This is a genomic window from Streptomyces sp. NRRL S-1813 (assembly GCF_000719605.1).
Taxonomy (GTDB): Bacteria; Actinomycetota; Actinomycetes; order Streptomycetales; family Streptomycetaceae; genus Streptomyces; species Streptomyces decoyicus.
Genome location: NZ_JOHB01000009.1, coordinates 149545 through 173781, shown reverse-complemented (window position 1 = coordinate 173781; position 24237 = coordinate 149545). Strand labels below are relative to the sequence as shown.

Genomic DNA, 24237 nt, shown 5'->3' with positions numbered 1-24237 from the left:
TCCCTCTCAGGGTTGTAAGTCTGTGGTCTGAAACGGGGGTCTTGGGGCCGACGGAGCCCAGCGGGCTGGGCTCCGTCAGACTCCCGTCAGACCTCTTCGACGCTGCTCGGCTCGCGCCGGGACAGGTCGATGCCGAGCTCCTCCGCCGCGCGGAAGACGTCCTCGTCGGTGTCGCGCATCTCGATGGACATGCCGTCCGAGGACAGCACCTCCACGTTGAGGCACAGGGACTGCATTTCCTTGATGAGCACCTTGAAGGACTCGGGAATGCCGGGCTCGGGGATGTTCTCGCCCTTGACGATGGCCTCGTAGACCTTCACGCGGCCGGTCACGTCGTCGGACTTGATCGTCAGCAGCTCCTGGAGGGCGTATGCGGCGCCGTATGCCTCCAGCGCCCACACCTCCATCTCACCGAAGCGCTGGCCACCGAACTGAGCCTTACCACCCAGCGGCTGCTGGGTGATCATCGAGTACGGACCGGTCGACCGTGCGTGCAGCTTGTCGTCGACCAGGTGGTGCAGCTTGAGGATGTACATGTACCCGATCGAGATCGGGTCCGGGAACGGCTCACCGGAGCGGCCGTCGAACAGCCGCGCCTTGCCGGAGCCCTTGACCATCCGCTCGCCGTCGCGGTTGGGGATCGTCGACTCGAAGAGACCGGAGATCTCGTCCTCGCGCGCACCGTCGAACACCGGGGTGGCGACGTTGGAGCCGGGGGCGACCTCGTCGGCGGAGATCGAGTGGAGACGCTTCTTCCACTCCTCCTCGACACCCTCGACCTTCCAGCCCTGGCTGGCGAGCCAGCCGAGGTGGATCTCCAGGACCTGTCCCGGGTTCATTCGGGACGGGACACCCAGCGGGTTGAGGATGATGTCGACCGGGGTGCCGTCCTCGAGGAACGGCATGTCCTCGACCGGCAGGATCTTCGAGATGACGCCCTTGTTGCCGTGACGGCCGGCGAGCTTGTCACCGTCGGTGATCTTGCGCTTCTGGGCGACATAGACGCGGACCAGCTGGTTCACGCCCGGGGGAAGCTCGTCGCCCTCTTCGCGGTCGAAGACGCGGACGCCGATGACCTTGCCGATCTCACCGTGCGGCACCTTCAGCGAGGTGTCGCGCACCTCGCGCGCCTTCTCACCGAAGATCGCGCGGAGCAGGCGCTCCTCGGGGGTCAGCTCGGTCTCACCCTTGGGCGTGACCTTGCCGACGAGGATGTCGCCGGCGACGACCTCGGCACCGATACGGATGATGCCGCGCTCGTCGAGGTCGGAGAGGACCTCCTCGGAGACGTTCGGGATGTCCCGGGTGATCTCCTCGGGGCCCAGCTTGGTGTCACGGGCGTCGACCTCGTGCTCCTCGATGTGGATCGAGGAGAGGACGTCGTCCTGCACGAGGCGCTGCGACAGGATGATCGCGTCCTCGTAGTTGTGGCCCTCCCACGGCATGAACGCCACGAGCAGGTTCTTGCCGAGCGCCATCTCGCCTTCGTCCGTGGACGGACCGTCGGCGAGGACCTGGCCCTCGATGACCCGCGCGCCCTCGTCCACGACGACCTTCTGGTTGAAGGAGGTGCCCTGGTTGGAGCGGGTGAACTTGGCGACGCGGTACGTGGTGTACGTGCCGTCGTCGTTGGCGACGGTGATGTAGTCCGCGGAGACCTCCTGGACCACACCGTCCTTCTCCGCCTTGATGACGTCACCGGCGTCGACCGCACAGCGGTACTCCATGCCGGTGCCGACCAGCGGCGACTCCGCCTTGATCAGCGGAACGGCCTGGCGCATCATGTTCGATCCCATGAGCGCGCGGTTGGCGTCGTCGTGCTCGAGGAACGGGATCATGGCGGTCGCAGCCGACACCATCTGGCGCGGCGAGACGTCCATGAAGTCCACCTCGTCGGCGGGGACGAGGTCGACCTCGCCGCCACGACGGCGGACCAGGACACGCTGCTCGGAGAACCGCATGTCCTCGGAGAGCTTCGCGTTGGCCTGGGCGATCAGGAAGCGGTCCTCCTCATCAGCGGTGAGGTAGTCCACCTCCTCCGTGACCTGGCCGTCGACGACCTTGCGGTACGGCGTCTCGATGAAGCCGAAGACGTTGACCCGGCCGTACGACGCGAGCGAACCGATCAGACCGATGTTGGGACCTTCAGGGGTCTCAATCGGGCACATGCGGCCGTAGTGCGAGGGGTGCACGTCACGGACGTCCAGGCCGGCCCGCTCACGGGAGAGACCACCCGGGCCCAGCGCCGACAGGCGGCGCTTGTGGGTCAGACCCGACAGCGGGTTGGTCTGGTCCATGAACTGCGACAGCTGGCTGGTGCCGAAGAACTCCTTGATGGAGGCGACGACCGGCCGGATGTTGATCAGGGTCTGCGGCGTGATCGCCTCGACGTCCTGGGTGGTCATGCGCTCACGCACGACGCGCTCCATACGAGCCAGACCCGTACGGACCTGGTTCTGGATGAGCTCGCCGACGTTGCGCAGACGACGGTTGCCGAAGTGGTCGATGTCGTCGGTCTCGACGACGATCGAACGGCCGGACTCACCCATCGTCTCGGTCTCGCCGGCGTGCAGCTTGACCAGGTACTTGATCGTCGCGATGACGTCATCGGTGGTCAGCACACCCGCGTCGAGCGGCTCGTCGCCGCCGAGCTTCTTGTTGACCTTGTAGCGGCCGACCTTGGCGAGGTCGTAGCGCTTGGGGTTGAAGTAGAGGTTCTCGAGCAGCGTCTGCGCGGCCTCACGGGTCGGCGGCTCGCCCGGACGCAGCTTGCGGTAGATGTCGAGCAGCGCGTCGTCCTGGCCCTGGGTGTGGTCCTTCTCCAGGGTGGCGCGCATGGACTCGTACTCGCCGAACTCCTCGAGGATCTGCTCGGTCGTCCAACCGAGAGCCTTGAGCAGAACGGTCACGGACTGCTTGCGCTTACGGTCGATGCGCACACCGACCATGTCGCGCTTGTCGATCTCCATCTCCAGCCAGGCACCCCGGGACGGGATGATCTTGGCGGAGAAGATGTCCTTGTCGGACGTCTTGTCGATGGAGCTGTCGAAGTACACGCCCGGCGAGCGGACCAGCTGCGAAACGACGACACGCTCGGTGCCGTTGATGCAGAAGGTGCCCTTGTTCGTCATGAGCGGGAAGTCGCCCATGAAGACCGTCTGGGACTTGATCTCGCCGGTCTCGTTGTTGGTGAACTCGGCGGTGACGAAGAGCGGAGCGGCGTACGTGAAGTCGCGCTCCTTGCACTCGTCGATGGAGTTCTTCGGGGGCTCGAAGCGGTGGTCGCGGAACGTCAGCGACATCGACCCGGAGAAGTCTTCGATCGGGGAGATCTCTTCGAAGATCTCTTCAAGACCGGACTTGGTGGGGACTTCCTGCCCACTCTCCAGCGCAGCCTCGACGCGACCCTTCCATGCGGCATTGCCGAGCAGCCAGTCGAAGCTTTCGGTCTGCAGCGCAAGGAGGTTCGGAACCCCGAGGGGCTCCTTGATCTTCGCAAAAGAGATGCGCAGCGGGGCGGTGCTGTCGCCGTTGTTCGTATTGGCAGTCGAGGCGTTGCGCGAGGCGGCCAAGAGGGGGTCCTTCCGAGGGCTCGGACTCACTACGCGCGTACCGGTCCCGAATCGAGCAGACTGAGGGAAAGCCCAGGTCAGGGCAGATCATTCAGCTTTGCTCGGGCTCGGGTATGCCCCTGGTGACGGGCAGGGAGCAGCTAACAGGCAGCGCAAAGGGTCAGTGTAGCCACTTGGCACACTGATGTCCAGAGCGAGGTTCCGGAGACCGGTTCAGCACCGTGATACCGATCTTCTCCCTCCGGGAGGTCATGCCCTCCGCACCGGAGGAAGCCCTCGTTGTTCGTCTCAATGCCCTGCGCCTGCCGAAAGCCCTGCGCCAGTGGCGCACACCGATGCTTCCCTCTTCGTCCGCGATCCATGCCTCGAACCCTGGATCGCTTCTGCGTCGCGTCCCGAGAATTGCGCGCCGCGTCCGGTTCGTCAAGGCCCCCCACCTCTGGGAGATCGTCACATGGGGGCACGTCCGGGCAACGAAGATCACCATACTCGCACGCAGGCGCGAGACAATGCAGCTGTGACGAGCACGCCGAAGGGCGACCACCCGCATGGGTGATCGCCCTTGGCTGGTGTCCGAAGCGCCTCAGGCGCCGTGGACGTGAGTCAGAGACTCAGTGGGTCACTTGACCTCGACGGAGGCGCCGGCGCCCTTGAGGGACTCGGCAGCCTTCTCCGCGGCGTCCTTGGCGACCTTCTCGAGGACGGGCTTCGGGGTGCCGTCGACGAGGTCCTTGGCCTCCTTCAGGCCCAGGGAGGTCAGCTCACGCACGACCTTGATGACCTGGATCTTCTTGTCGCCCGCACCGGTGAGGATGACGTCGAACTCGTCCTGCTCCTCGACCTCGGCGGCCGGGGCGCCGGGGACGCCGGCGGCGGCAACGGCGACCGGGGCAGCAGCCTCGACGTCGAACTTGTCCTCGAACGCCTTCACGAACTCGGAGAGCTCGATGAGGGTCATGCCCTCGAACTGCGCGAGCAGGTCTTCCTGGCTGAGCTTCGCCATGGTGGCGGTCCTTCCACTAATTCGGCTGGTGCCGGATGTACATGTCTGGCGGGCGTACTACGGGCCCGCTGGGCGTCCGAGTGGTTACTCGGCAGCCTCGGCGGGAGCCGGCGTACCGGCACCGCCCTGCTCGACCTTGCTGCGAAGCGCGTCCGCGGTGCGGGCGAACTTCGTGAGCGGGGCCTGGAAGGTCGCCGCGGCCTTGGCCGTGGACGCCTTCATGCCACCCGCCAGCTTGGCGAGCAGAACCTCACGGGACTCGAGGTCCGCAAGCTTCTTGATCTCGTCGGCGGACAGCGCCTTGCCTTCAAGGACACCGCCCTTGATGACGAGAGCGGGGTTCTCCTTGGCGAAGTCACGAAGACCCTTCGCCGCCGTGACCGGGTCACCGGTCACGAAGGCAACAGCGGTCGAGCCCTTGAGGTGCTCGTCCAGCTGAATCCCGGCCTCCTTGGCCGCGATCTTGGTCAGCGTGTTCTTCACCACACGGTACTGAGCGTTCTCGCCGAGAGAACGACGCAGCTCCTTGAGCTGCGCCACAGTCAGTCCGGTGTAAGAAGTCACAACAGCTGCGTTGGAGTCACGGAGCTTCTCAGTGATCTCCGCAACGGCTGCGTTCTTGTCAGACGTCGCCATGAGCCTCGGCCTCCTTCCGGGTGATGAGGACCGCGCAGAAGGGGCTGGGCAAAACAAACGCCCCGGCGCAGGCGCACGGGGCGTACTCGACCGGAACGGAGTTCCGGGAGTTCATCCATACACACCTGCGCAGGCCGTCCGCAGCTAGCGGATCCTTCGGCCACCACACGTCCGGGACCGGACGCGCAGAGACAACCAGCGGTCTTTGGCTTCCGGGAAAAGATACGGGAGCGGGATGCGCTTACGCAAATCGGCGTGAGCGGGGGCATCGGAGCGCCCCCGCTCACGCCGTCACAGGCTCAGCGGCGCCGGTCAGGCGCCGGGCGCGGTCGCCGTCTGGCTCGCCGGCGGCGGGGCCACGTCGACCTTGGTGCCGTAGTCCGTGAAGAGCGCGGTGGAGTCGCTGGGCTGCTTGCCGCCGATCTTCTCCACCTTCTTGACCAGCAGGTTGTTGGAGTCGATCCAGACGTCGAGCTGCTCGCTCTTCGCGCCGCCCTTCTCGAGCTGCTTGCGGAGCATGTCGCGGAGGTCCTTGCTGAGCTTGCCGCTCAGCTGGTCCATCGTGACGGTGCCGCTGTAGTGCGTCGCCTGGGCGCCGTTGACGTCCTCCTTGCCGACGGCCTTGGCCGTGCCCGAGGCGAGCAGCAGCTCGATCGGCTGGCTCGGGTTGGCGTTCTGGAGCACGTCCTGGAACAGGGTGCCGGAGCCGCCCAGCTGCTTCGACAGGGTGGCGTACGTGTACTTCATCCAGGGCTTGCCGCCCGCACCCGGCATGGACGCACCCATGTTCATGTACACGGCGTCCTGGGTGTAGATCGCCTTGATCGGCTTACCGGGGCTCCCCCCGCCGGACATCGTGTTCTCCACGTTCATCCGCATGCCCTGCGACCAGTCCAGCCCGCCCTTGCTGGCCTGCTTCACCTGGCCGTTGGGGGTGGTCGTGGTCGTGGTGCCGTCGATCTTCGCGGACTTCTTGCCCTCGGTCGCCGACTGGGCCGCCTTCAGCGCGTCCGCCGCGCTCCCGCCCGCCGCGTCCCTGCTCCCGCCGCTGCTGCTGCTCCCGCCACCGGACGACTTGCCGCCGTCGTTACAGGCGCTCAGGCCGCCCACCAGAATCACGGCTCCCGCCACGGCGGCGGCTATACGCGTGCTACGCACTTGAGGCTCCCCCTTAAATCTTCTTTATGGACCTCGGGGGCGACTGTAGTGCAGGCCACTGACCGCACATGCGTCAGGCCCCGTCTCTCCACAGGGAGAAACGGGGCCTGACGCATGAATCACGCGCTACGAGGCGTCGATCAGGGAGATCAGACGGCCTCGTCCTCGACGAGGAGGTTGCGGGTGCGGTTGGCGTCCAGCGGGATGCCAGGGCCCATCGTGGTGGTGATGGTGGCCTTCTTGATGTAGCGGCCCTTGGCGGCGGACGGCTTGAGGCGGTTGATCTCCTCGAGCGCCGCGGCGTAGTTCTCCACCAGCTTGGTCTCGTCGAAGGAGACCTTGCCGATGATGAAGTGGAGGTTCGCGTGCTTGTCCACGCGGAACTCGATCTTGCCGCCCTTGATGTCGGTGACAGCCTTGGCGACATCCGGGGTGACGGTGCCGGTCTTCGGGTTCGGCATCAGACCACGCGGACCGAGCACGCGGCCGAGGCGGCCGACCTTGCCCATGAGGTCCGGGGTGGCGACGACGGCGTCGAAGTCCAGACGGCCCTTGGAGACCTCGTCGATCAGTTCGTCCGAGCCGACGATGTCGGCGCCGGCGGCTTCCGCGGCCGCAGCACGGTCACCGGTCGCGAAGACCAGGACCCGGGCGGTCTTACCGGTGCCGTGCGGGAGGTTCACGGTGCCACGGACCATCTGGTCGGCCTTGCGCGGGTCGACGCCCAGACGCATGGCAACCTCGACGGTCGCGTCGAACTTCACGGAGGTGGTGTCCTTGGCGAGACGGACGGCCTCGAGGGGGGCGTACACACGCTCCCGGTCGATCTTCGCGTCCGCGGTGCGAAGAGTCTTGCTGCGCTTCACTTCTGCTCCTGATGCAGTGGGGTGGAGTCGTGGTGCGGACCAGCGCCTGGTCCTGCCACGGTGGTGCCAGTGGGGCTGGGGATCAGCCCTCGACCGTGATGCCCATGGAACGGGCGGTGCCGGCGATGATCTTCTCGGCGGCGTCCAGGTCGTTGGCGTTCAGGTCGGGCATCTTGGTGGTGGCGATGTCACGGACCTGGTCGCGCGTGATCTTGGCGACCTTGGTCTTGTGCGGCTCGCCGGAGCCCTTCTCCACGCCCGCGGCCTTCAGGATGAGCTTGGCGGCCGGCGGGGTCTTGGTGATGAAGGTGAAGGAGCGGTCCTCGTAGACCGTGATCTCCACCGGCACGACCATGCCACGCTGCGACTCGGTCGCGGCGTTGTAGGCCTTGCAGAACTCCATGATGTTGACGCCGTGCTGGCCCAGCGCGGGGCCGACCGGCGGAGCCGGGTTTGCGGCGCCGGCGCTGATCTGGAGCTTGATAAGCCCCGTGACCTTCTTCTTCTTGGGAGGCATGCTCTCTCCGGGTCCTAGTGAGAGGTGTTTCGCCGAACCATCCGGTCATCCGGATGGAGGCATACCGCACAACGATAACGGGTATAGTCGCGCGGCCAAAAACCGAGCAGGTCAGACCGGCTGTGAGCCCGTCTGACCTGGTCGATTTGGCTGGTGGTCCGGAAGAACCTAGTTCTTCTGGATCTGGTCGAAGCTGAGCTCGACCGGGGTCTCGCGGCCGAAGATCTCGACGAGGCCCTTGACCTTCTTCGAGTCGGCGTTGATCTCGTTGATCGTCGCCTGCAGCGTCGCGAACGGGCCGTCGGTGACGGTGACGGAGTCGCCCACCTCGAAGTCCAGCACCTGGACCTCGACCTTGCGGGACGGCGCCGGCTTGCCCTCGGCCGCGGCGGCCTCCTTGGCGGCCCTCTCCTCGGCCTCCGGGGCGAGCATCTTGACGATCTCGTCCAGCGTCAGCGGGTAGGGGTCGTAGGCGTTGCCGACGAAGCCGGTGACGCCCGGGGTGTTGCGGACGACGCCCCAGGACTCGTTCGTCAGATCCATGCGCACGAGCACGTAGCCCGGGAGCTTGTTCTGGCGGATGGTCTTGCGCTCGCCGTTCTTGATCTGGGCGACCTCTTCCTGCGGCACCTCGGCCTGGAAGATGAAGTCCTCGACGTTCAGCGAGACGGCACGCTGCTCGAGGTTGGTCTTCACGCGGTTCTCGTAGCCGGCGTAGGTGTGGATGACGTACCACTCGCCGGGCAGGCCACGGAGCTCGTCACGGAGGGCGGCCACCGGGTCGACCGGCTCCTGCTCCTCGTCCTCGGCGACCTCTGCGGCGGCCTCGGCATCCTCGTCGACGTGTACCGCGGCCTCTTCGGCGGGCTCGCCGGCGGCAGCGTCCTCGGCGTCGAGCTCATCGACCTCGTCGACGGCCTCGACGATCTCAAGCGCGGTGTCGTCGCCCTCGACCTCGGCCGAGGCCGCCGCGTCAACGTCGGCCGCTGCCGTCTCGGCGGAGTCGGCGGCGTCGTTCAGGTTCGGGTCAGACACGGTGGCTGCTTCTTCCTGGCTTCAAGGGGTTGAACATGCGAAAGGGGCGCCCGCTGAGGCGCCCTCCGCGGGATCAGCCGAAGACGTACCCGACGACTCGGTTGATTCCCAAGTCAATCACGGTTACGAGACCGATGATGATGACAACGAAGACGATCACCACGCTGGTGTACGTCGACAGCTGGTTACGCGTGGGCCAGACGACCTTGCGGAGTTCCGCCACGACCTGGCGGTAGAAGAGCGCGAGCCGCGCGAAGGGGCCCTTCTTGCCGCGCTTACCGCCGCGGCGGGGCTTCTTCTGGGATTCCGCCGCTTCGTCCTCGGAGCGACCGCGCTCAGGCATGTCGATGGAGCCCAGGGCGTCCGTCACTCGTCCTCACCTGAATCCGGGTCGTGGCCGTGCCGCGCCCGGTTGAGCCGCACGGCGGTGCATTTCATACGTACGCGTGCACGCACTGCGGTGGAGAGTGCGTGTAGCAGGGCCGGAGGGACTTGAACCCCCAACCGCTGGTTTTGGAGACCAGTGCTCTACCAATTGAGCTACGACCCTTTGTGGTTCCCCCAACCTACCGCATGCGGTCGACTGCACTAAGTGCGTGCGCCGCGGCGACCTGTTAGGAGCCAACGGTCAGCGAGTGTACGTGCTTCGGGGCCGGGCGTCGAACAGGATCCTCCCGGGTGGTGCCCGCAAACCCGTGTACCGGGCTCCTCGGAGGTCTGCAACGATGCATATATGAGCGCTGCAACCCCTTCCGCATCGTCCCCCACCGACCGCCGGGTTTCGGCCCGCGTCGGTTCGATCTCCGAGTCCGCGACTCTTGCCGTCGACGCCAAGGCGAAGGCACTCAAGGCCGCCGGACGCCCGGTGATCGGCTTCGGCGCCGGTGAGCCCGACTTCCCCACGCCCGACTACATCGTCGAGGCGGCGATCGAGGCCTGCCGCAACCCGAAGTACCACCGCTACACCCCGGCCGGCGGTCTCCCCGAGCTCAAGACCGCGATCGCCGCGAAGACGCTGCGCGACTCCGGCTACGAGATCGAGGCGGCGAACGTCCTGGTGACGAATGGGGGCAAGCAGGCCATCTACGAGGCGTTCGCGGCGATCCTCGACCCGGGCGACGAGGTCATCGTCCCGGCGCCGTACTGGACCACCTACCCCGAGTCGATCCGGCTCGCGGGCGGTGTGCCGGTCGATGTGGTCGCCGACGAGACCACCGGCTACCGCGTGAGCGTCGAGCAGCTGGAGGCGGCCCGTACGGACCGCACCAAGGTGCTGCTCTTCGTGTCGCCGTCGAACCCGACCGGTGCGGTCTACACCCGTGAGCAGGTCGAGGCGGTGGGCCGCTGGGCCGCCGAGCACGGCCTGTGGGTGCTCACCGACGAGATCTACGAGCACCTGGTCTACGGCGACGCCGAGTTCTCGTCGCTGCCGGTGGTCGTGCCCGAGCTGCGCGACAAGTGCATCATCGTCAACGGAGTGGCGAAGACGTACGCGATGACCGGCTGGCGGGTGGGCTGGGCGATCGGCCCCAAGGACGTCATCAAGGCCGCCGCGAACCTCCAGTCGCACGCCACGTCCAATGTCTCCAACGTCGCGCAGGTCGCGGCCATCGCGGCGGTCTCCGGCGATCTGACGGCCGTCGAGGAGATGAAGGTCGCCTTCGACCGCCGCCGTCGCACGATCGTGCGGATGCTCAACGAGATCGACGGCGTGCTGTGCCCGGAGCCGGAGGGCGCGTTCTATGCGTACCCGTCGGTCAAGGAGCTCCTTGGCAAGGAGATCCGCGGCAAGCGCCCGCAGAGCAGCGTCGAGCTGGCCGAGCTGATCCTGGAGGAGGCGGAGGTCGCCGTCGTCCCGGGCGAGGCCTTCGGCACCCCCGGCTACCTGCGGCTTTCCTACGCGCTGGGCGACGAGGACCTGGTCGAGGGCGTGTCGCGCCTCCAGAAGCTGCTGGCCGAGGCCAAGTGATCAAGGTCACTTCCGAAAATTCGGAAGTGGCCACGCAGCGGGCGTCCGGAGCCTTCCGGGCGCCCGCTCGTGCGTTCTCCCGGACACCCCTTCGGGAAAGGCCCTACCGGCGTACCGCCGGATACGGCAAGATCTTGGGATGGAGAGCGTTCGTGCCCGCGGCGGAGCCGCACTTCGAGACCTGCGCCGATTGCCGAAGGCCCATCTGCACCTGCACTTCACCGGGTCGATGCGGTCCACGACCCTGCTGGAGCTCGCCGACAAGTACGGCGTCCATCTGCCGGAGGCGCTGCGGAGCGGGGAGCCGCCCCAGCTGAGAGCCACGGACGAGCGCGGCTGGTTCCGCTTCCAGCGGCTCTACGACATCGCACGGTCGTGCCTGCGGGAACCCGAAGACATCCGGCGGCTGGTGCACGAGGCCGCCGAGGAGGACGTCCGCGACGGATCGCGCTGGCTGGAGATCCAGGTCGACCCGACCTCGTACGCACCGAGGCTGGGCGGGCTGATCCCGGCCCTGGAGATCATCCTGGACGCGGTGCACAGCGCCTCCCGTGACACCGGGCTCGGCATCCGCGTCGTGGTCGCCGCGAACCGTATGAAGCACCCGTTGGACGCCCGCACGCTGGCGCGTCTGGCGGTGCGCTACGCCGACCGGGGCGTGGTCGGTTTCGGGCTCTCCAACGACGAACGCCGGGGTTTCGCGCGGGACTTCGACCGTGCCTTCGCCATCGCCCGGGAGGGCGGCCTGCTGGCGGCGCCGCACGGCGGTGAGCTGTCGGGCCCGGCGAGCGTCCGGGACTGCCTGGACGATCTGCACGCCGGCCGGGTGGGGCACGGCGTACGGGCCGCGGAGGACCCGGTGCTGCTGAGCCGGCTGGCCTCGCGCGGGGTGACCTGCGAGGTGTGCCCGGCGTCGAATGTGGCGCTGGGGGTCTACGAGAAGCCGGAGGACGTACCGCTGCGGACGCTCTTCGACGCGGGCGTGCCGATGGCGCTGGGTGCGGACGATCCGCTGCTGTTCGGCTCGCGGCTGGCCGCGCAGTACGAGATCGCCCGCACCGCGCACGGCTTCACGGACGCCGAACTGGCCGAGCTGGCCCGGCAGTCGGTCCGCGGCTCGCGCGCCCCGCAGGACGAGCAGCAGCGGCTGATGACGGAGATCGACGCCTGGCTGGCCTCGTAGGGCCGCCCAGGGGCCGTCCGGGGCGTGTCGTCCGGACCGCCTAGAGGCTGACGCCGACCGTGACGGGTTCGTTGACGAGCGTGACGCCGAAGGCCGCGTGGACGCCGTCGCGGACCTCACGGGCCAGTGCGAGCAGGTCCTCGGTAGTGGCCTTGCCGCGGTTGGTGAGCGCGAGGGTGTGCTTGGTGGAGATGCGGGCCGGGCCGCTGCCGTAGCCCTTGGTGAAGCCTGCCCGGTCGATGAGCCAGGCCGCCGAGGTCTTCACCAGGCCCTCGCCGGCCGGGAAGGCGGGCGGGGCGACGTCGGGGCCGAGGCGGTCCTGGACGCGTCGGAGGAAGGCGTCGTGCTCGGCCTCGGTGAGGATCGGGTTGGTGAAGAAGGAGCCGGCCGACCAGGTGTCGTGGTCCGCGGGGTCGAGCACCATGCCCTTGCCGGCGCGCAGCGCCAGAACGGTCTCCCTGGCGATGGCGGCCGGGACCCGGTCTCCTGCCTCGACGCCGAGGGCGCGGGCGGTCTCGGGGTACTTCAGGGGCGCGGAGAGGCCACCGGCGTCCTCCAGGGCGAAGCGCACCCGCAGCACCACGAACCGGTCGGGATGCTGCTTGAAGCGGCTGTGGCGGTAGGAGAAGCCGCACTCCTCGTTGGGGAGCGTGACGGTCTCACCCGCGCGGCGGTCGTAGGCGACGACCTCGGTGATCGTGGCGGAGACCTCCTGGCCGTACGCGCCCACGTTCTGGATCGGGGTGGCACCCGCCGAGCCGGGGATGCCGGCCAGGCACTCCACACCGGCCAGTCCGGCCTCGACCGTACGGGCGACCGCGTCGGACCAGTTCTCGCCCGCGGCGAGCGTGAGGTCCGTGCCGTCGAGCGCGAAGCCGCGGGTGGCGATGCGCAGGGCCGTGCCGTCGAAGCCCTTGTCGCCGATGACGAGATTGCTGCCGCCGCCGATGATCAGCAGCGGGGTCCCGGCCTCTTCGGCCGCGCGGACCGCCGCGATGACCTCGTCGTCGGTGGTGGCCGTGACGAGGCGGGTTGCCGGGCCGCCGAGGCGGAAGGTGGTCAGCGGGGCGAGGGGCGCGTCGTGGAGTTCCTGCACGCGCCCAAGGGTACGGGGACGGTCCGGCAACGCTCGGCCGGCCGCCCCCGAAAGGAGCGGCTCAGGCGAGGCGGACCACGGCGCGGGACATGCCCAGCACCTTCTGGCCTGCGCTGATCGCGGTGAGGTCGACGCGGACCGTACGGTCGTCGTCGTCCAGCTTGGCGGCGACCTTGGCGCTGACCTCGATCAGCGCACCGGTCTCGTCGTTGGGGACGATGACGGGCTTGGTGAAGCGCACGCCGTACTCGGCGACCGCGCCGGGGTCGCCGGCCCAGTCGGTGACCACGCGGATCGCCTCGGCCATGGTGAACATGCCGTGGGCGATGACGTCCGGCAGTCCGACCTCCTTGGCGAACTTCTCGTTCCAGTGGATCGGGTTGAAGTCACCGGAGGCGCCCGCGTACTGGACGAGCCTGGCGCGGCTCACGGGGAAGGTCTGCGCCGGGAGTTCCGTGCCGACCTCGACCTCGTCGTAGGAAATCTTGGCGGTCATCTCAGGCCTCCTGCGCGGCGCGGGCCACCAGCTTGGTGAAGGCGGTCACGACGTGCTCGCCCGCCTCGTCGTGCACCTCGCCGCGGATATCGATGATGTCGTTGCCCGCCATGGTCTTGATGGCCTCGATGGTGGAGGTGACGCTCAGTCGGTCCCCGCTGCGCACCGGCCGGGTGTAGGCGAACTTCTGGTCGCCGTGCACCACCCGGCTGTAGTCCAGACCCAGTTGCGGATCCTCGACGACCTGCCCCGCGGCCTTGAAAGTGATCGCAAACACAAAAGTCGGCGGCGCGATCACGTCGGAGTGCCCGAGTGCCTTGGCCGCTTCGGCATCCGTGTAGGCGGGGTTGGTGTCACCGATCGCCTCGGCGAATTCGCGGATCTTTTCCCGGCCGACCTCGTACGGGTCGGTGGGCGGGTACGTGCGTCCGACAAAAGACTGGTCGAGCGCCATGGCTCGCAACCTCCCTGTACTGATGGTGATAACGCCGTGAGGCCGCCCCCACGAATGGGGACGGCCTCACGGACTAGCCTGTGTTATCGCGTCTCGCGGTGCGCGGTGTGCGACTTGCAACGGGGGCAGTGCTTCTTCATCTCAAGACGGTCCGGGTCATTACGCCGGTTCTTCTTGGTGATGTAGTTCCGCTCCTTGCACTCCACGCAGGCCAGCGTGATCTTCGGGCGGACGTCGGTGGCAGCCACGTGAGTGCTCCTTGGACGGACGGGTGGTCGGATTAACGCATAAAAGAGTAGCCGATCGGAGGACCGACCCCACAATCGGCTACTGTCAGTAGCGGTGACCGGACTTGAACCGGTGACACAGCGATTATGAGCCGCTTGCTCTACCGACTGAGCTACACCGCTGTGATGCAAGAGTCCCTCGCCCGAAGACGAGGTACCTCACACATCAGAGCCCCAATACGGAATCGAACCGTAGACCTTCTCCTTACCATGGAGACGCTCTGCCGACTGAGCTATTGGGGCGAGCGATGAAGACATTACACGGCCCGCCGCCAAACGTGAAATCCGTATCCGGGCCGTGCCCCAACGGCCTCGCGCACCACACCGGTACGACTATTTCGCGCCTGCGCGATGCTCTCCCGGCAGCGGCCTAGGCTCGGAAGAACGCTGCGTGATCTTGCACGCCGGTGGCTTCGAGGAGCGCGATGTCCGACAGCAGTTCGCCGCAGCCCCAGCCGGGAAAGCCCGGCGGCGCCGGCCGCTACGCCAGGTCGGACAACGGTGCGCTGGTTCTGTGCGGCGCCCGGCTCGCCGACGGCCGGACGGTGGACGTACGGCTCGGCGGCGGACGCATCGAGGCCGTCGGGACGGCCGGCAGCCTCGCCCCGCAGGGCGCCCGCGTCGACCTCGCCGGATACCTCCTGCTCGCCGCCCCCGCCGAACCGCATGCGCACTGCGACACCGCCCTGACGGCCGATTCCGACGGCCCCGCCTCCGGCTCCCCCGAGGACGTCCAGCGCCGGACCACGGAGGCCGCGCTGCTCCAGCTGGGGCACGGCGCCACCGCCTCGCGCAGCCACGTCAGGATCGGCGACGTACAGGGGCTGCGGTCGCTGGAGGCGGTGTTGCAGGCCCGCAGGTCGCTGCGCGGGCTGGCCGATCTGGCGGCGGTCGCGGTGCCGCGGGTGCTGACCGGGGTGGCCGGTGCGGACGGGCTGGCGATGCTGCGGGACGCCATGAAGATGGGCGCCTCGGTCATCGGCGGCTGCCCGGATCTCGACCCCGACCCGGCCGGGTATGTCGAGACCGTCCTGGAGTTGGCCGGGGAGCACGGCTGCCCGGTGGATCTGCACACCGACGGCGACGATCCGGCGCGGCTGGCGCGGTTCGCGGCGATGTCCGGGGGGCTGCGGCCCGGCGTCGCCCTCGGGCCGTGCGCCGGGATGGCGCGGATGCCGCGGAGCGTGGCGGCGCGGGTCGCCGAGCAGCTGGCGGCCGCCGGGGTCGCCGTCATCTGTCTGCCGCAGGGCGACTGCACGGGACTGGAGCGGTACGGCTCGCGGGTGTCGCGTCCGGCGCCCGTACGGCTGTTGCGGGCGGCCGGGGTGCAGGTGGCGGCGGGCAGCGGGGCGCTGCGGGACGTGGCGAACCCGGTGGGGCGCGGCGACCCGCTGGAGGCCGCCTACCTCCTGGCCTCCCTGGGCGAGGCGACGCCGGAGGCGGCGTACGAGACCGTGAGTTCGGCGGCGCGGGCGACCCTGGGGCTGCCGGAGGTACGTGTCGAGGCGGGCTTCCCCGCGGAGCTGCTGGCGGTGCGCGGCGAGCGGATCGCCGGAGTGCTCTCGCTGGCCTACAGCCGGATCGTGATCCACCGCGGGCGGGTGGTCGCCCGTACCAGCGCGGTGCGGGAGTACTGCGACTCGGCGGCGGAGGTGGCGCTGGAACTGCCGCGGCAGTCGCAGCGCTGAGCCACGGCGGCGAGAACCCACCGGACCCCGGCCGGTCCCGCGCTCCGCGGCGGCCCTTCGGCGTACCGTCGGGATCATGCGCATTGTCATCGCAGGTGGACATGGTCGGATCGCGCTGCGGCTGGAGCGGTTGCTCGCCGGGCGCGGGGACGAGGTCGCGGGCATCATCCGGCGGCCGGAACAGGCCGGCGATCTGCTGGCCGCGGGAGCCGAGCCGGTGGTCTGCGACCTGGAGTCGGCGTCGGTGCAGGACGTCGCCCGGCACATGGAGGGCGTCGACGCGGCCGTCTTCGCGGCAGGTGCGGGACCGGGCAGTGGCATCGAACGCAAGGACTCGGTGGACCGCGGGGCGACGGCACTCTTCGCGGACGCGGCCGAGGCCGCCGGGGTACGGCGTTTCCTCGTCGTCTCGTCCATGGGCGCGGACCGTGAGATCCCCGAGGGCACCGACCCGGTCTTCGCCGCGTACCTGCGGGCGAAGGGTGCCGCGGACGCGGACGTACGGGCCCGCGCCGGGCTGGACTGGACGATCCTGCGGCCGGGCCGACTGACCGACGACCCCGGAACGGACCTGGTGACGCTGGCCGACGCGACCGGCCGCAGCGAGGTGACCCGGGACGATGTGGCGGCCGTCCTGGCGGCGCTGCTCGACGAGCCGGGCACCATCGGCCGGACACTGGAGCTGATCGGCGGGGACGTGCCGGTGAAGGAAGCGGTGCGGGCGGTGGCGGGGCACTGAGGGTGCGGCGTCCGCCGGGTGCCGAGGGAGCCGGCTGCCGCGGGCGAACGCTGGTCAACGGCTGAACATCCGCTTCGGCTTCGCGGTGGGCGGCCCGGTTGCCGGTTGCCGGTTGCCGGTTGCCGCCGGTCGACCTCCAATGTGCGTACGGTGCAAAGCAGTTGGAGCGTCGCACGGGTGGAATGGAGGCCGGGCTGCCGCACGGATGGCCACTCGGCGTGGCGCGTGAAGAACTGGCGGACCACTACGGCTCCCCGCTTCCGCTGTGCGGGGAGCCGTGCGGAGGCGGGGCGTTACCTGTTGATCAGGTCGACGCACGCCTCGGCGCTGAGCCCTTGAAGCGGGCGCAGACTCTCCGGCTTTGAAGGGGTTGCCCTGCGGGGGCCAGCTGCCCTTGATCTCGTCGCCGTGGCGCTTGGCGGTCATGGTGTGGGTGCCCGCGGACCAGTTGGCGAGGTAGACCGTCGCCTTGCTGCGGCTCTTGGGCGGGTTGGTCCAGGTGGCGGTGATGGTGCCGGGGTACGTGTGGCCGCTCTCGGCGGTGGTCGCGATGCAGCTCTGCGGGCCACTCCAGTTGTGGGTGCACCCCGGGGCGGCGGCGTGTGCCGCCGGTGCGGCGGTGAGGTCGGCGAGGACGACTGCGCCGGCCAGGGCCAGGATCCGGGTACGTGCCCGCGATCGCACAGTCTGCTCCTTCAAGAGTGGGGGCAGAAGCCGCGGCCCGCGAAGTTGACGCATACGCGTCAGCCGACCGGCGGCGGCCACCTTGACGATCTTGAGTGCGTGGATGAGATGGAGGATCGCCGCGGCCCCCGGCCGGGCAGGGACCGCCCGATCGATGCGAGAGCACACAACAAGGGGCCCTTGATCTGCGTTCTCCGCAGATCAAGGGCCCCTTGTACTCCTGTGGCGGCGCCAGGATTCGAACCTGGGAAGGCTGAGCCGGCAGATTTACAGTCTGCTCCCTTTGGCCGCTCGGGCACACCGCCAAGGTTTGCTGCCGGGAGACCCGCTGTGGGCGGCGCTCCGTGGCAACGACGTAAACCATACCCGATGGCTGGGGGTGGTTCGCCACTCGATTCGGGAGCGCTGGATCTTGGACGGGTGGCTAGGCTTGGCAGGCGGCCCGGGAAGGGCCGCGCCCCTGACGGATCTACGTACGAGGAGCCAACTCAACATGGCCGACTCCAGTTTCGACATCGTCTCGAAGGTAGAGCGGCAGGAGGTCGACAACGCCCTCAACCAGGCCGCCAAGGAGATCTCGCAGCGCTACGACTTCAAGGGCGTGGGCGCGTCGATCGAGTGGTCGGGCGAGAAGATCGAGATGCGGGCCAACGCCGAGGAGCGGGTGAAGGCCGTGCTCGACATCTTCCAGTCCAAGCTGGTCAAGCGCGGGATCTCACTGAAGGCGCTGGACGCCGGCGAGCCGCAGGCCTCGGGCAAGGAGTACAAGATCTTCGCCTCGATCGAGGAGGGGATCTCGCAGGACAACGCCAAGAAGGTCGCCAAGATCATCCGTGACGAGGGTCCCAAGGGCGTCAAGGCACAGGTGCAGGGCGACGAGCTGCGTGTCAGCTCGAAGAGCCGGGACGACCTCCAGACGGTGCAGCAGCTGCTGAAGGGCAAGGACCTGGACTTCGCGCTTCAGTTCGTGAACTACCGGTAGAGGACCGGCTTTCCGGTGCCACGGGATGGGGCGGCGCGCTTCGGCGTGCCGCCCCACCGGTGTGTCGGGGCGGGGACGCGGGAGCGGCGCTGCGTGGGCGCGACCCTGTCGGAGCGGCCTTGCGGCGTTTGACCTCAAGCGCGGTTGGGGTTGCAGGGTCGTGGCATGACTACTTCTCGTGAGGCGCGGAGCCGTCCTGTCGCCGGGCCCGGGGACGGGTTCCTCGTCGATGTGTTCCCGGAGATCCGGCGGGCGGATGCCGGTGCCGTCCTGATCAGCGAGTGGGACGCGGGCGGCCCCGAGGGGCAGCGGGCCGTCCTGGACGGGGTCGCCCGCGCCTGGGCACAGACCCCGCTGCCCGCGGGCTTTCTGTCCCGGGTGCTGTTCGCCGGGACGGACGGGCGCAGCGTGCTCAACTACGCGCAGTGGACGAGCGAGGCGGCGCACCGGGAGTTCGTACGGACCGAGGACACCGGGCTGAGCGAGCGGATCGCGGCGGTGCTGGACGGCGTGGGGGACGTCGGGAATTCCGGTCCCGGCCGGTTCCGGCTGTACCGCAGCATGCTGCCCCAGGGGGAGCCGGAGACGCCGGGCTGCGTCGTGCGCGTCGCCTTCCGCACGACGGGGCACGAGGCGGCCCGTGGGCTCGTCGACGGCCTGCTGGAGAGGGTCGGCGAGCTACAGCAGGGGGGCGGCGGGATCGCCTCGCACTTCCACATCAGCGAGGACGGCGGACAGGTCGTCAACTACAGCGAGTGGACGGACCCGGAGTCGCATGAGCGGCAGCTCGGCACCAGGCTCCGGCGGCGCGGGGAGGTGCGGAGCTTCATCGACGGTCTGCCGGGGGTCGAGCCGGTCGGGTTCCGGCGGTATGCGGCCCCTCGGGGGCTCGTACGGGTCTGAGGGCGAGGGGCCGGTGTCCTGCGGGGCCGGGCGTCAGGGGGCGGCTGAGGGGCCGGGCGTCAGCGGGCGGCGAACGGCTCGTCCGTGGGGACGATGTCGCGGCCCAGGGGCATGAGGGAGATCGGGATCATCTTGAAGTTGGCGATGCCGAAGGGGATCCCGATGATCGTCACGCACAGGGCGATACCGGTGACGATGTGCCCCAGGGCCAGCCACCAGCCCGCGAAGATGATCCAGATGACATTGCCGATCGCCGATCCGGCGCCGGCGTCGTGGCGCACGACGGTCGTACGGCCGAAGGGCCACAGGGCGTAGCCCGCGATCCGGAAGGACGCGATGCCGAACGGGATGGTGATGATCAGGATGCAGCAGATGATGCCCGCGACGACATAGCCGAGCGCCAGCCACAAGCCGCTGAGGATCAGCCAGAGGACGTTAAGGATGAACTTCATGATCAACAGCCTTCCACGGGCACGGCGGTGAATGCATCTGCCGTGCTAGACGCGCTGGGACCGGTGAATCGTTGCGTTCATGATGCGACGGGCCTGCGCTGACGGCCACCGGTCGGGCGCTCCCGGGAGGCGTCAGGGGCGGTGGCCCGCCATCTGTTCGAGGCGGGCGATGCGTTCCTGCATCGGGGGGTGGGTGGAGAACAGCCGGGACATGCCCCCGCCCGCCCGGAACGGGTTCGCGATCATCATGTGGCCGGCGGTCTCCAGCCGCGGCTCGGGCGGGAGCGGAAGCTGCTGGGTACCGATTTCCAGCTTGCGCAGGGCGGAGGCCAGGGCCAGCGGGTCGCCGGTGAGCTGGGCGCCCGAGGCATCCGCCTCGTACTCGCGGGAGCGGCTGACGGCGAGCTGGATGAGCGCGGCCGCGACCGGCCCGAGGATCATGATCAGCAGCATGCCCAGGAGGCCGGGGCCCTCGTCGTCGTCGGAACGGCCTATGGGAATCAGCCAGGCGAAGTTGACGAGGAACATCACGACGGAGGCCAGCGCGCCCGAGACGGAGGAGATGAGGATGTCGCGGTTGTAGACATGGCTGAGCTCATGGCCGATGACGCCGCGCAGCTCGCGTTCGTCGAGCAGCTGGAGGATGCCGTCGGTGCAGCAGACCGCGGCATGGCGGGGGTTGCGGCCGGTGGCGAAGGCGTTGGGCGCCTGGGTCGGGGAGAGGTACAGGCGTGGCATGGGCTGGCGGGCCATCGTGGAGAGCTCACGGACCATGCGGTAGAGCTGGGGCGCCTCGAACTCGCTGACCGGGCGGGCGCGCATCGCCCGCAGGGCCAGCTTGTCGCTGTTCCAGTACGCGTAGGCGTTGGTGCCCAGGGCGACGACGACGGCGATGATCAGGCCCGTACGGCCGAACAGGCTGCCGATGACGATGATGAGGGCGGACAGTCCCCCGAGGAGTACGGCGGTCCTGAGCCCGTTGTGCCGACGGTGCACGGTACGCCCTCCAAGCGGTGCGGCAGGGGAACCCTGTGCTGCGTTTCTCCACTGACCAGTGGACCCTTACTCACTGGTCAACGCGAGATGAACGAGCCTGGTTCCCTTGTGCACGCGCGGTGGGCCGGGCGGGGCACACCGCCGCGCCCGGTGGGGCGTGATGCCGTACGGGTGGGGCCGGCGGCCGGTGCCGGCCAGCAGGGGCTGCCGGGGGCGGGTCCGCGCGCCGGCACCCGGCCGTTAGAGCAGCGCCCCGGAGGCGAAGCGCAGGACGAGCTGCGGGGCGCCGGAGAGGGCGATGCCGAGCACGGTGGCGAGCGCGATGGCGGTGGCGAGCGGCGCCGGGATCCTGGCGCGGGACGGCTGCCCCGTCTGCGCGGCCTCGGGGGCCTTTGCGCCCTCCGCTTCCCCGGCCCCTTCCTCGGCTCCCCGGAAGAGGACCGTCGTCCACTGGAGGTAGTAGTAGAGCGCGATCACGACATTGAACGCCATGATCACCGCGAGCCAGGCCAGGCCCGCTTCGACGGCCACGGAGAAGACCGTGACCTTGGCGAACAGGCCGATGATGCCGGGCGGCAGACCGGCGAGGCAGAGCAGGAAGAAGCCGAGGGCGAGCGCCACAACGGGCCGCTGCTGGTACAGGCCCCGGTAGTCGGTGATGCGGTTGGCGGGGCGCGTACGGGCCACCAGGGCGGCGACGGCGAAGGCACCGAGGTTCACGGCCGCGTACATCAGGGCGTAGGCGACGGTGGAGCCGATGGCGTGCGCCGGGTCGTGGGTGTAGCCCGCCGCCGCGATCGGGACCAGGAGGTAGCCGGCCTGGCCGACCGAGGACCAGGCGAGCAGGCGTACGGCGCTGTGCGCACGGCGGGGGTCCTGGCGCAGGGCCGCGACATTGCCGACGGTCATGGTCAGCGCGGCGAGGACGGCCAGTGCCGGGCCCCAGACGTTCGCGTAGGTGGGGAAGCCCTGGACCGTGACGAGGATCAGGCCGGAGAAGCCGACGGCCTTGCCGACCACGGAGAGGTAGCCGGCGATGGGGAGCGGCGCGCCGACGTAGGTGTCCGGCACCCAGAAGTGGAACGGGGCGGCGGCGGTCTTGAAGGCGAACCCGACGAGGGTGAGCGCGACACCGGCGCTCGCCAGGGTGGCCAGCCGCGGGTCGGGGAGGGCGGTGAGGGCGTGCGCCACCTGGGAGAGGTGCAGGCTGCCGGTGGCCGCGTACAGGAAGCTCACGCCGAGCAGCATCACGGCGGTGGCGGCCACCGAGGACAGGAAGAACTTGAGCGCGGCCTCGGAGGAGAGCCGGTCCCCGCGCCGCAGTCCGACCAGCGCGAAGGCGGGCAGCGAGGCGACTTCGAGGGCGATGACGAGGGTGGCGAGGTCCCTGGAGGCGGGCAGCAGGGCCGCGCCGGAGGCCGAGGAGAGCAGCAGGAACCAGTACTCGCCGCTGGGCAGGTCGTGGTCCTTGAGGGTGTCGATCGACAGCAGGGCGGTCAGCAGCGCCCCGCCGAGCACCAGGAACTGGATGACCAGGGTGAACGGGTCGGCCACATAACTGCACACGTCCGGGTGGGCGGGGAGGCAGAAGGTGCGGCGGTCCTCGCCCAGGAGGGGCAGCAGGGACAGCGCGGCGAGCGCGAGGCCCGCCGTCGCGATCCACCCCAGCAGCGGCTTGCGGGCCGCCGGGAGGAAGAGGTCGGCGACGAGCACCACCAGGGCGACGGCCGCGGCAACGGTGGGCGGCGCGAGGGCGAGCCAGTCGACGGACTGGACCAGAGAGGTGACCGTGCTCATCACTTACCGCCTCCGAGGAGCTGCTGGACGGCCGGGTCGGTGAGGCCGAGGAGGGCCGCGGGCCACAGTCCGGCGAGGACGGTGAGGACGGCGAGGGGGGTCCAGGCCGCGTACTCGTAGCGCGCGAGGTCGGGGATGACGGGGGACGGTGCGGCCGGGGCCTCGGTGACCGCTTCGGCCGCCGTGGCGGTGCCCTCCTCGACGGCCGGGACGGCTTCGGCGACCGCCGGGGTGCCGCCCATGCAGACGCGGCGGACGACGAGCAGCAGGTAGGCGGCGGTCAGCAGGGTGCCGAGGCCGGCCAGCACCATGAACGTCAGGAAGGCGGGGCGGCTGAGGCCGGCGGCGGGACGGAAGGCGCCGAACATCGCCAGCATCTCGCCCCAGAATCCGGCCAGTCCGGGGATGCCCAGCGAGGCGACCGCCCCGAAGGCGAGCAGACCGCCGAAGCGGGGGGCCTTGCCGTAGAGGGCGGCGCCGGTGCTGCCCGCAAGGGTGTCGAGGTCGGTGCTGCCGTAGCGGTCCTTGAGCGCGCCGACGAGGAAGAAGAGCAGGCCGGTGATCAGGCCGTGGGCGATGTTGGCGAACAGCGCGCCGTTGACGCCCGTGGGGGTCATGCTGGCGATGCCGAGCAGAACGAAGCCCATGTGGCCGACGGAGCTGTAGGCGATCAGGCGCTTGAGGTCGCCCTTGGCGCCCTTGCGCACCAGGGCGAGGCAGGCGAGCGAGCCGTAGATGATGCCGATGGCGGCCAGCGCGGCGAGGTACGGCGCGAAGGTGTGCATGCCGTCGGGCGTGATGGGCAGCGCGATCCGCACGAACCCGTACGTACCCATCTTGAGCAGGACGCCGGCCAGCAGCACCGAGCCGACGGTGGGGGCGGCGGTGTGCGCGTCGGGCAGCCAGCTGTGCAGCGGCCACAGCGGGGACTTGACGGCCAGTCCGATGCCGATCGCGAGCACAGCCAGAAGCTGAACGGTGTGGCTGAGCCGGTCTTTCGGTCCGTTGTCAGTGGCGAGTGCCACCATGTCGAACGTGCCGGATTTCACGCCGATGAGGAGGAGGCCGAGCAGCATCACGACGGAGCCGAGCAGCGTGTAGAGGATGAACTTCCACGCCGCCGCCTGCTTTTCCGCACCGCCCCAGCGGGCGATGAGGAAGTACATCGGGATGAGGACCATCTCGAAGGCGAGGAAGAACAGCATCAGGTCGAGGACGGCGAAAGTGGCGAGGGTGCCGGCCTCAAGGGTGAGCAGCAGGGCCACAAATGCCTTGGGGGACGGGCCCGTTGGCATGTGGAAGTAGCTGTAGAGCGCGCAGAGGAAGGTCAGCAGCGCGGTCAGCACGACAAGGGGGAGCGAGATGCCGTCGACGCCGAGGTGGATGCGGATGTCCAGCGCCGGGATCCAGCTGATGTCGGTGGTGGCCTGCATACGGGCCGGATGGTCGTGGTCGAAGCCGACGGCCAGCGCAACGGCCGCGGCGAGCACGACACCGGTGGCGGTCACGCCGTGGCGCAGTACGGCCTGGTCGGGGTTGCGGCCCTTGAGGCCGGGGGGCGCCGGGAGCAGGGCACAGGCCGCGCCCAGCAGGGGGAGGACGACGACCGCCGCGAGGAGGTACTGGAGAGCGGTGGGGGTCACGGGTCAGGCCCTCCTCAGGGTTTCGGCTCCGGCGAGCCCGGCCGCGAGGGGGGTCGGCCGGGGGTGCGGGGTGCGTGCACC

Annotated in this window: 22 protein-coding genes and 4 tRNA genes; 6 read left to right on the top strand and 20 right to left on the bottom strand. The window is 69.2% G+C overall.

Going from position 1 to position 24237, the window contains the following annotated elements:
* Positions 1-86: 86 nt before the first annotated feature.
* From rpoB to IF67_RS0115785, 9 genes are all read right to left on the bottom strand, one after another.
* The gene (gene rpoB / locus IF67_RS0115825; protein WP_030074767.1) at positions 87-3572 is read right to left on the bottom strand and encodes a DNA-directed RNA polymerase subunit beta; all 3486 of its coding nucleotides are present in this window, start codon (positions 3570-3572) and stop codon (positions 87-89) included.
* A gap of 619 nt (positions 3573-4191) precedes the next feature.
* The gene (gene rplL, locus IF67_RS0115820; protein WP_030986128.1) at positions 4192-4575 is read right to left on the bottom strand and encodes a 50S ribosomal protein L7/L12; all 384 of its coding nucleotides are present in this window, start codon (positions 4573-4575) and stop codon (positions 4192-4194) included.
* Positions 4576-4659: 84 nt separating this feature from the next.
* Positions 4660-5211 carry a 50S ribosomal protein L10 gene (gene rplJ, locus IF67_RS0115815; protein WP_030986126.1) on the bottom strand — a complete coding sequence of 184 codons (552 nt, stop codon included), beginning with the start codon at positions 5209-5211 and terminating at the stop codon, positions 4660-4662.
* 312 nt (positions 5212-5523) lie between these two features.
* A complete protein-coding gene (locus IF67_RS0115810; protein ID WP_063754354.1) occupies positions 5524-6369 on the bottom strand; it encodes a hypothetical protein in 846 nt (281 codons plus the stop codon).
* Positions 6370-6518: 149 nt separating this feature from the next.
* A complete protein-coding gene (gene rplA, locus IF67_RS0115805) occupies positions 6519-7235 on the bottom strand; it encodes a 50S ribosomal protein L1 (RefSeq protein ID WP_030074759.1) in 717 nt (238 codons plus the stop codon).
* Between the two features lie 82 nt (positions 7236-7317).
* Complete coding sequence (gene rplK, locus IF67_RS0115800; RefSeq protein ID WP_030074757.1) at positions 7318-7752, bottom strand: 50S ribosomal protein L11; 435 nt, start codon at positions 7750-7752, stop codon at positions 7318-7320.
* Between the two features lie 168 nt (positions 7753-7920).
* Complete coding sequence (gene nusG / locus IF67_RS0115795) at positions 7921-8787, bottom strand: transcription termination/antitermination protein NusG (RefSeq protein WP_030986121.1); 867 nt, start codon at positions 8785-8787, stop codon at positions 7921-7923.
* A 73-nt stretch (positions 8788-8860) separates the two neighbouring features.
* Positions 8861-9157 carry a preprotein translocase subunit SecE gene (gene secE, locus IF67_RS0115790; protein WP_030986119.1) on the bottom strand — a complete coding sequence of 99 codons (297 nt, stop codon included), beginning with the start codon at positions 9155-9157 and terminating at the stop codon, positions 8861-8863.
* A gap of 107 nt (positions 9158-9264) precedes the next feature.
* A tRNA-Trp gene (locus IF67_RS0115785) sits at positions 9265-9337 on the bottom strand.
* Between the two features lie 183 nt (positions 9338-9520).
* Between IF67_RS0115785 and IF67_RS0115780 the strand changes: the two genes are divergently transcribed.
* Positions 9521-10756, top strand: a complete 1236-nt coding sequence (locus tag IF67_RS0115780) for a pyridoxal phosphate-dependent aminotransferase (RefSeq protein WP_030986118.1) — start codon at positions 9521-9523, stop codon at positions 10754-10756.
* A gap of 139 nt (positions 10757-10895) precedes the next feature.
* Complete coding sequence (locus tag IF67_RS0115775; RefSeq protein ID WP_030986117.1) at positions 10896-11939, top strand: adenosine deaminase; 1044 nt, start codon at positions 10896-10898, stop codon at positions 11937-11939.
* Positions 11940-11979: 40 nt separating this feature from the next.
* On the opposite strand, the gene IF67_RS0115770 is transcribed toward IF67_RS0115775, so the two are convergent.
* The 6 genes from IF67_RS0115770 to IF67_RS0115745 form a co-directional block, all read right to left on the bottom strand.
* On the bottom strand, positions 11980-13035 hold the full coding sequence (locus tag IF67_RS0115770; RefSeq protein ID WP_030986115.1) for a UDP-N-acetylmuramate dehydrogenase: 1056 nt from the start codon (positions 13033-13035) through the stop codon (positions 11980-11982).
* A gap of 61 nt (positions 13036-13096) precedes the next feature.
* Positions 13097-13531 carry a MaoC family dehydratase gene (locus IF67_RS0115765; RefSeq protein ID WP_030986114.1) on the bottom strand — a complete coding sequence of 145 codons (435 nt, stop codon included), beginning with the start codon at positions 13529-13531 and terminating at the stop codon, positions 13097-13099.
* Between the two features lies 1 nt (position 13532).
* A complete protein-coding gene (locus IF67_RS0115760) occupies positions 13533-13985 on the bottom strand; it encodes a MaoC family dehydratase N-terminal domain-containing protein (protein WP_030986112.1) in 453 nt (150 codons plus the stop codon).
* Positions 13986-14068: 83 nt separating this feature from the next.
* The gene (gene rpmG / locus IF67_RS0115755; RefSeq protein WP_030986111.1) at positions 14069-14233 is read right to left on the bottom strand and encodes a 50S ribosomal protein L33; all 165 of its coding nucleotides are present in this window, start codon (positions 14231-14233) and stop codon (positions 14069-14071) included.
* Between the two features lie 89 nt (positions 14234-14322).
* Positions 14323-14395: transfer RNA gene (locus IF67_RS0115750), tRNA-Met, on the bottom strand.
* Positions 14396-14442: 47 nt separating this feature from the next.
* A tRNA-Thr gene (locus tag IF67_RS0115745) sits at positions 14443-14515 on the bottom strand.
* 182 nt (positions 14516-14697) lie between these two features.
* On the opposite strand from IF67_RS0115745, the gene IF67_RS0115740 reads away from it, so the two are divergent.
* The gene (locus IF67_RS0115740; RefSeq protein WP_030986109.1) at positions 14698-15960 is read left to right on the top strand and encodes an amidohydrolase family protein; all 1263 of its coding nucleotides are present in this window, start codon (positions 14698-14700) and stop codon (positions 15958-15960) included.
* A gap of 76 nt (positions 15961-16036) precedes the next feature.
* Complete coding sequence (locus tag IF67_RS0115735; protein ID WP_030986106.1) at positions 16037-16699, top strand: SDR family oxidoreductase; 663 nt, start codon at positions 16037-16039, stop codon at positions 16697-16699.
* Between the two features lie 907 nt (positions 16700-17606).
* Here the strand turns inward: IF67_RS0115735 and IF67_RS0115725 are convergent.
* Positions 17607-17688, bottom strand: a tRNA-Tyr gene (locus tag IF67_RS0115725).
* Positions 17689-17876: 188 nt separating this feature from the next.
* Here IF67_RS0115725 and IF67_RS0115720 point away from each other — a divergent pair.
* Both IF67_RS0115720 and IF67_RS39205 read left to right on the top strand, forming a co-directional pair.
* A complete protein-coding gene (locus tag IF67_RS0115720; RefSeq protein WP_030986105.1) occupies positions 17877-18365 on the top strand; it encodes a YajQ family cyclic di-GMP-binding protein in 489 nt (162 codons plus the stop codon).
* A gap of 165 nt (positions 18366-18530) precedes the next feature.
* A complete protein-coding gene (locus IF67_RS39205; RefSeq protein ID WP_107050239.1) occupies positions 18531-19268 on the top strand; it encodes an antibiotic biosynthesis monooxygenase in 738 nt (245 codons plus the stop codon).
* 59 nt (positions 19269-19327) lie between these two features.
* Here IF67_RS39205 and IF67_RS0115710 read toward each other — a convergent pair whose 3' ends face one another.
* The 4 genes from IF67_RS0115710 to IF67_RS0115695 all read right to left on the bottom strand — a co-directional run bounded on the left by IF67_RS0115710 (position 19328) and on the right by IF67_RS0115695 (position 24156).
* Positions 19328-19720: a YccF domain-containing protein gene (locus IF67_RS0115710; RefSeq protein WP_030986101.1), complete on the bottom strand. Its 393-nt coding sequence runs from the start codon at positions 19718-19720 to the stop codon at positions 19328-19330.
* Positions 19721-19852: 132 nt separating this feature from the next.
* Positions 19853-20716, bottom strand: a complete 864-nt coding sequence (gene htpX / locus IF67_RS0115705; RefSeq protein ID WP_030986100.1) for a zinc metalloprotease HtpX — start codon at positions 20714-20716, stop codon at positions 19853-19855.
* A gap of 240 nt (positions 20717-20956) precedes the next feature.
* Complete coding sequence (locus IF67_RS0115700) at positions 20957-22513, bottom strand: NADH-quinone oxidoreductase subunit N (protein WP_030986099.1); 1557 nt, start codon at positions 22511-22513, stop codon at positions 20957-20959.
* Positions 22513-24156: a complex I subunit 4 family protein gene (locus tag IF67_RS0115695; protein ID WP_030986097.1), complete on the bottom strand. Its 1644-nt coding sequence runs from the start codon at positions 24154-24156 to the stop codon at positions 22513-22515. Before IF67_RS0115695 ends, IF67_RS0115700 begins: the two co-directional genes overlap by 1 nt.
* Positions 24157-24237: the final 81 nt, after the last annotated feature.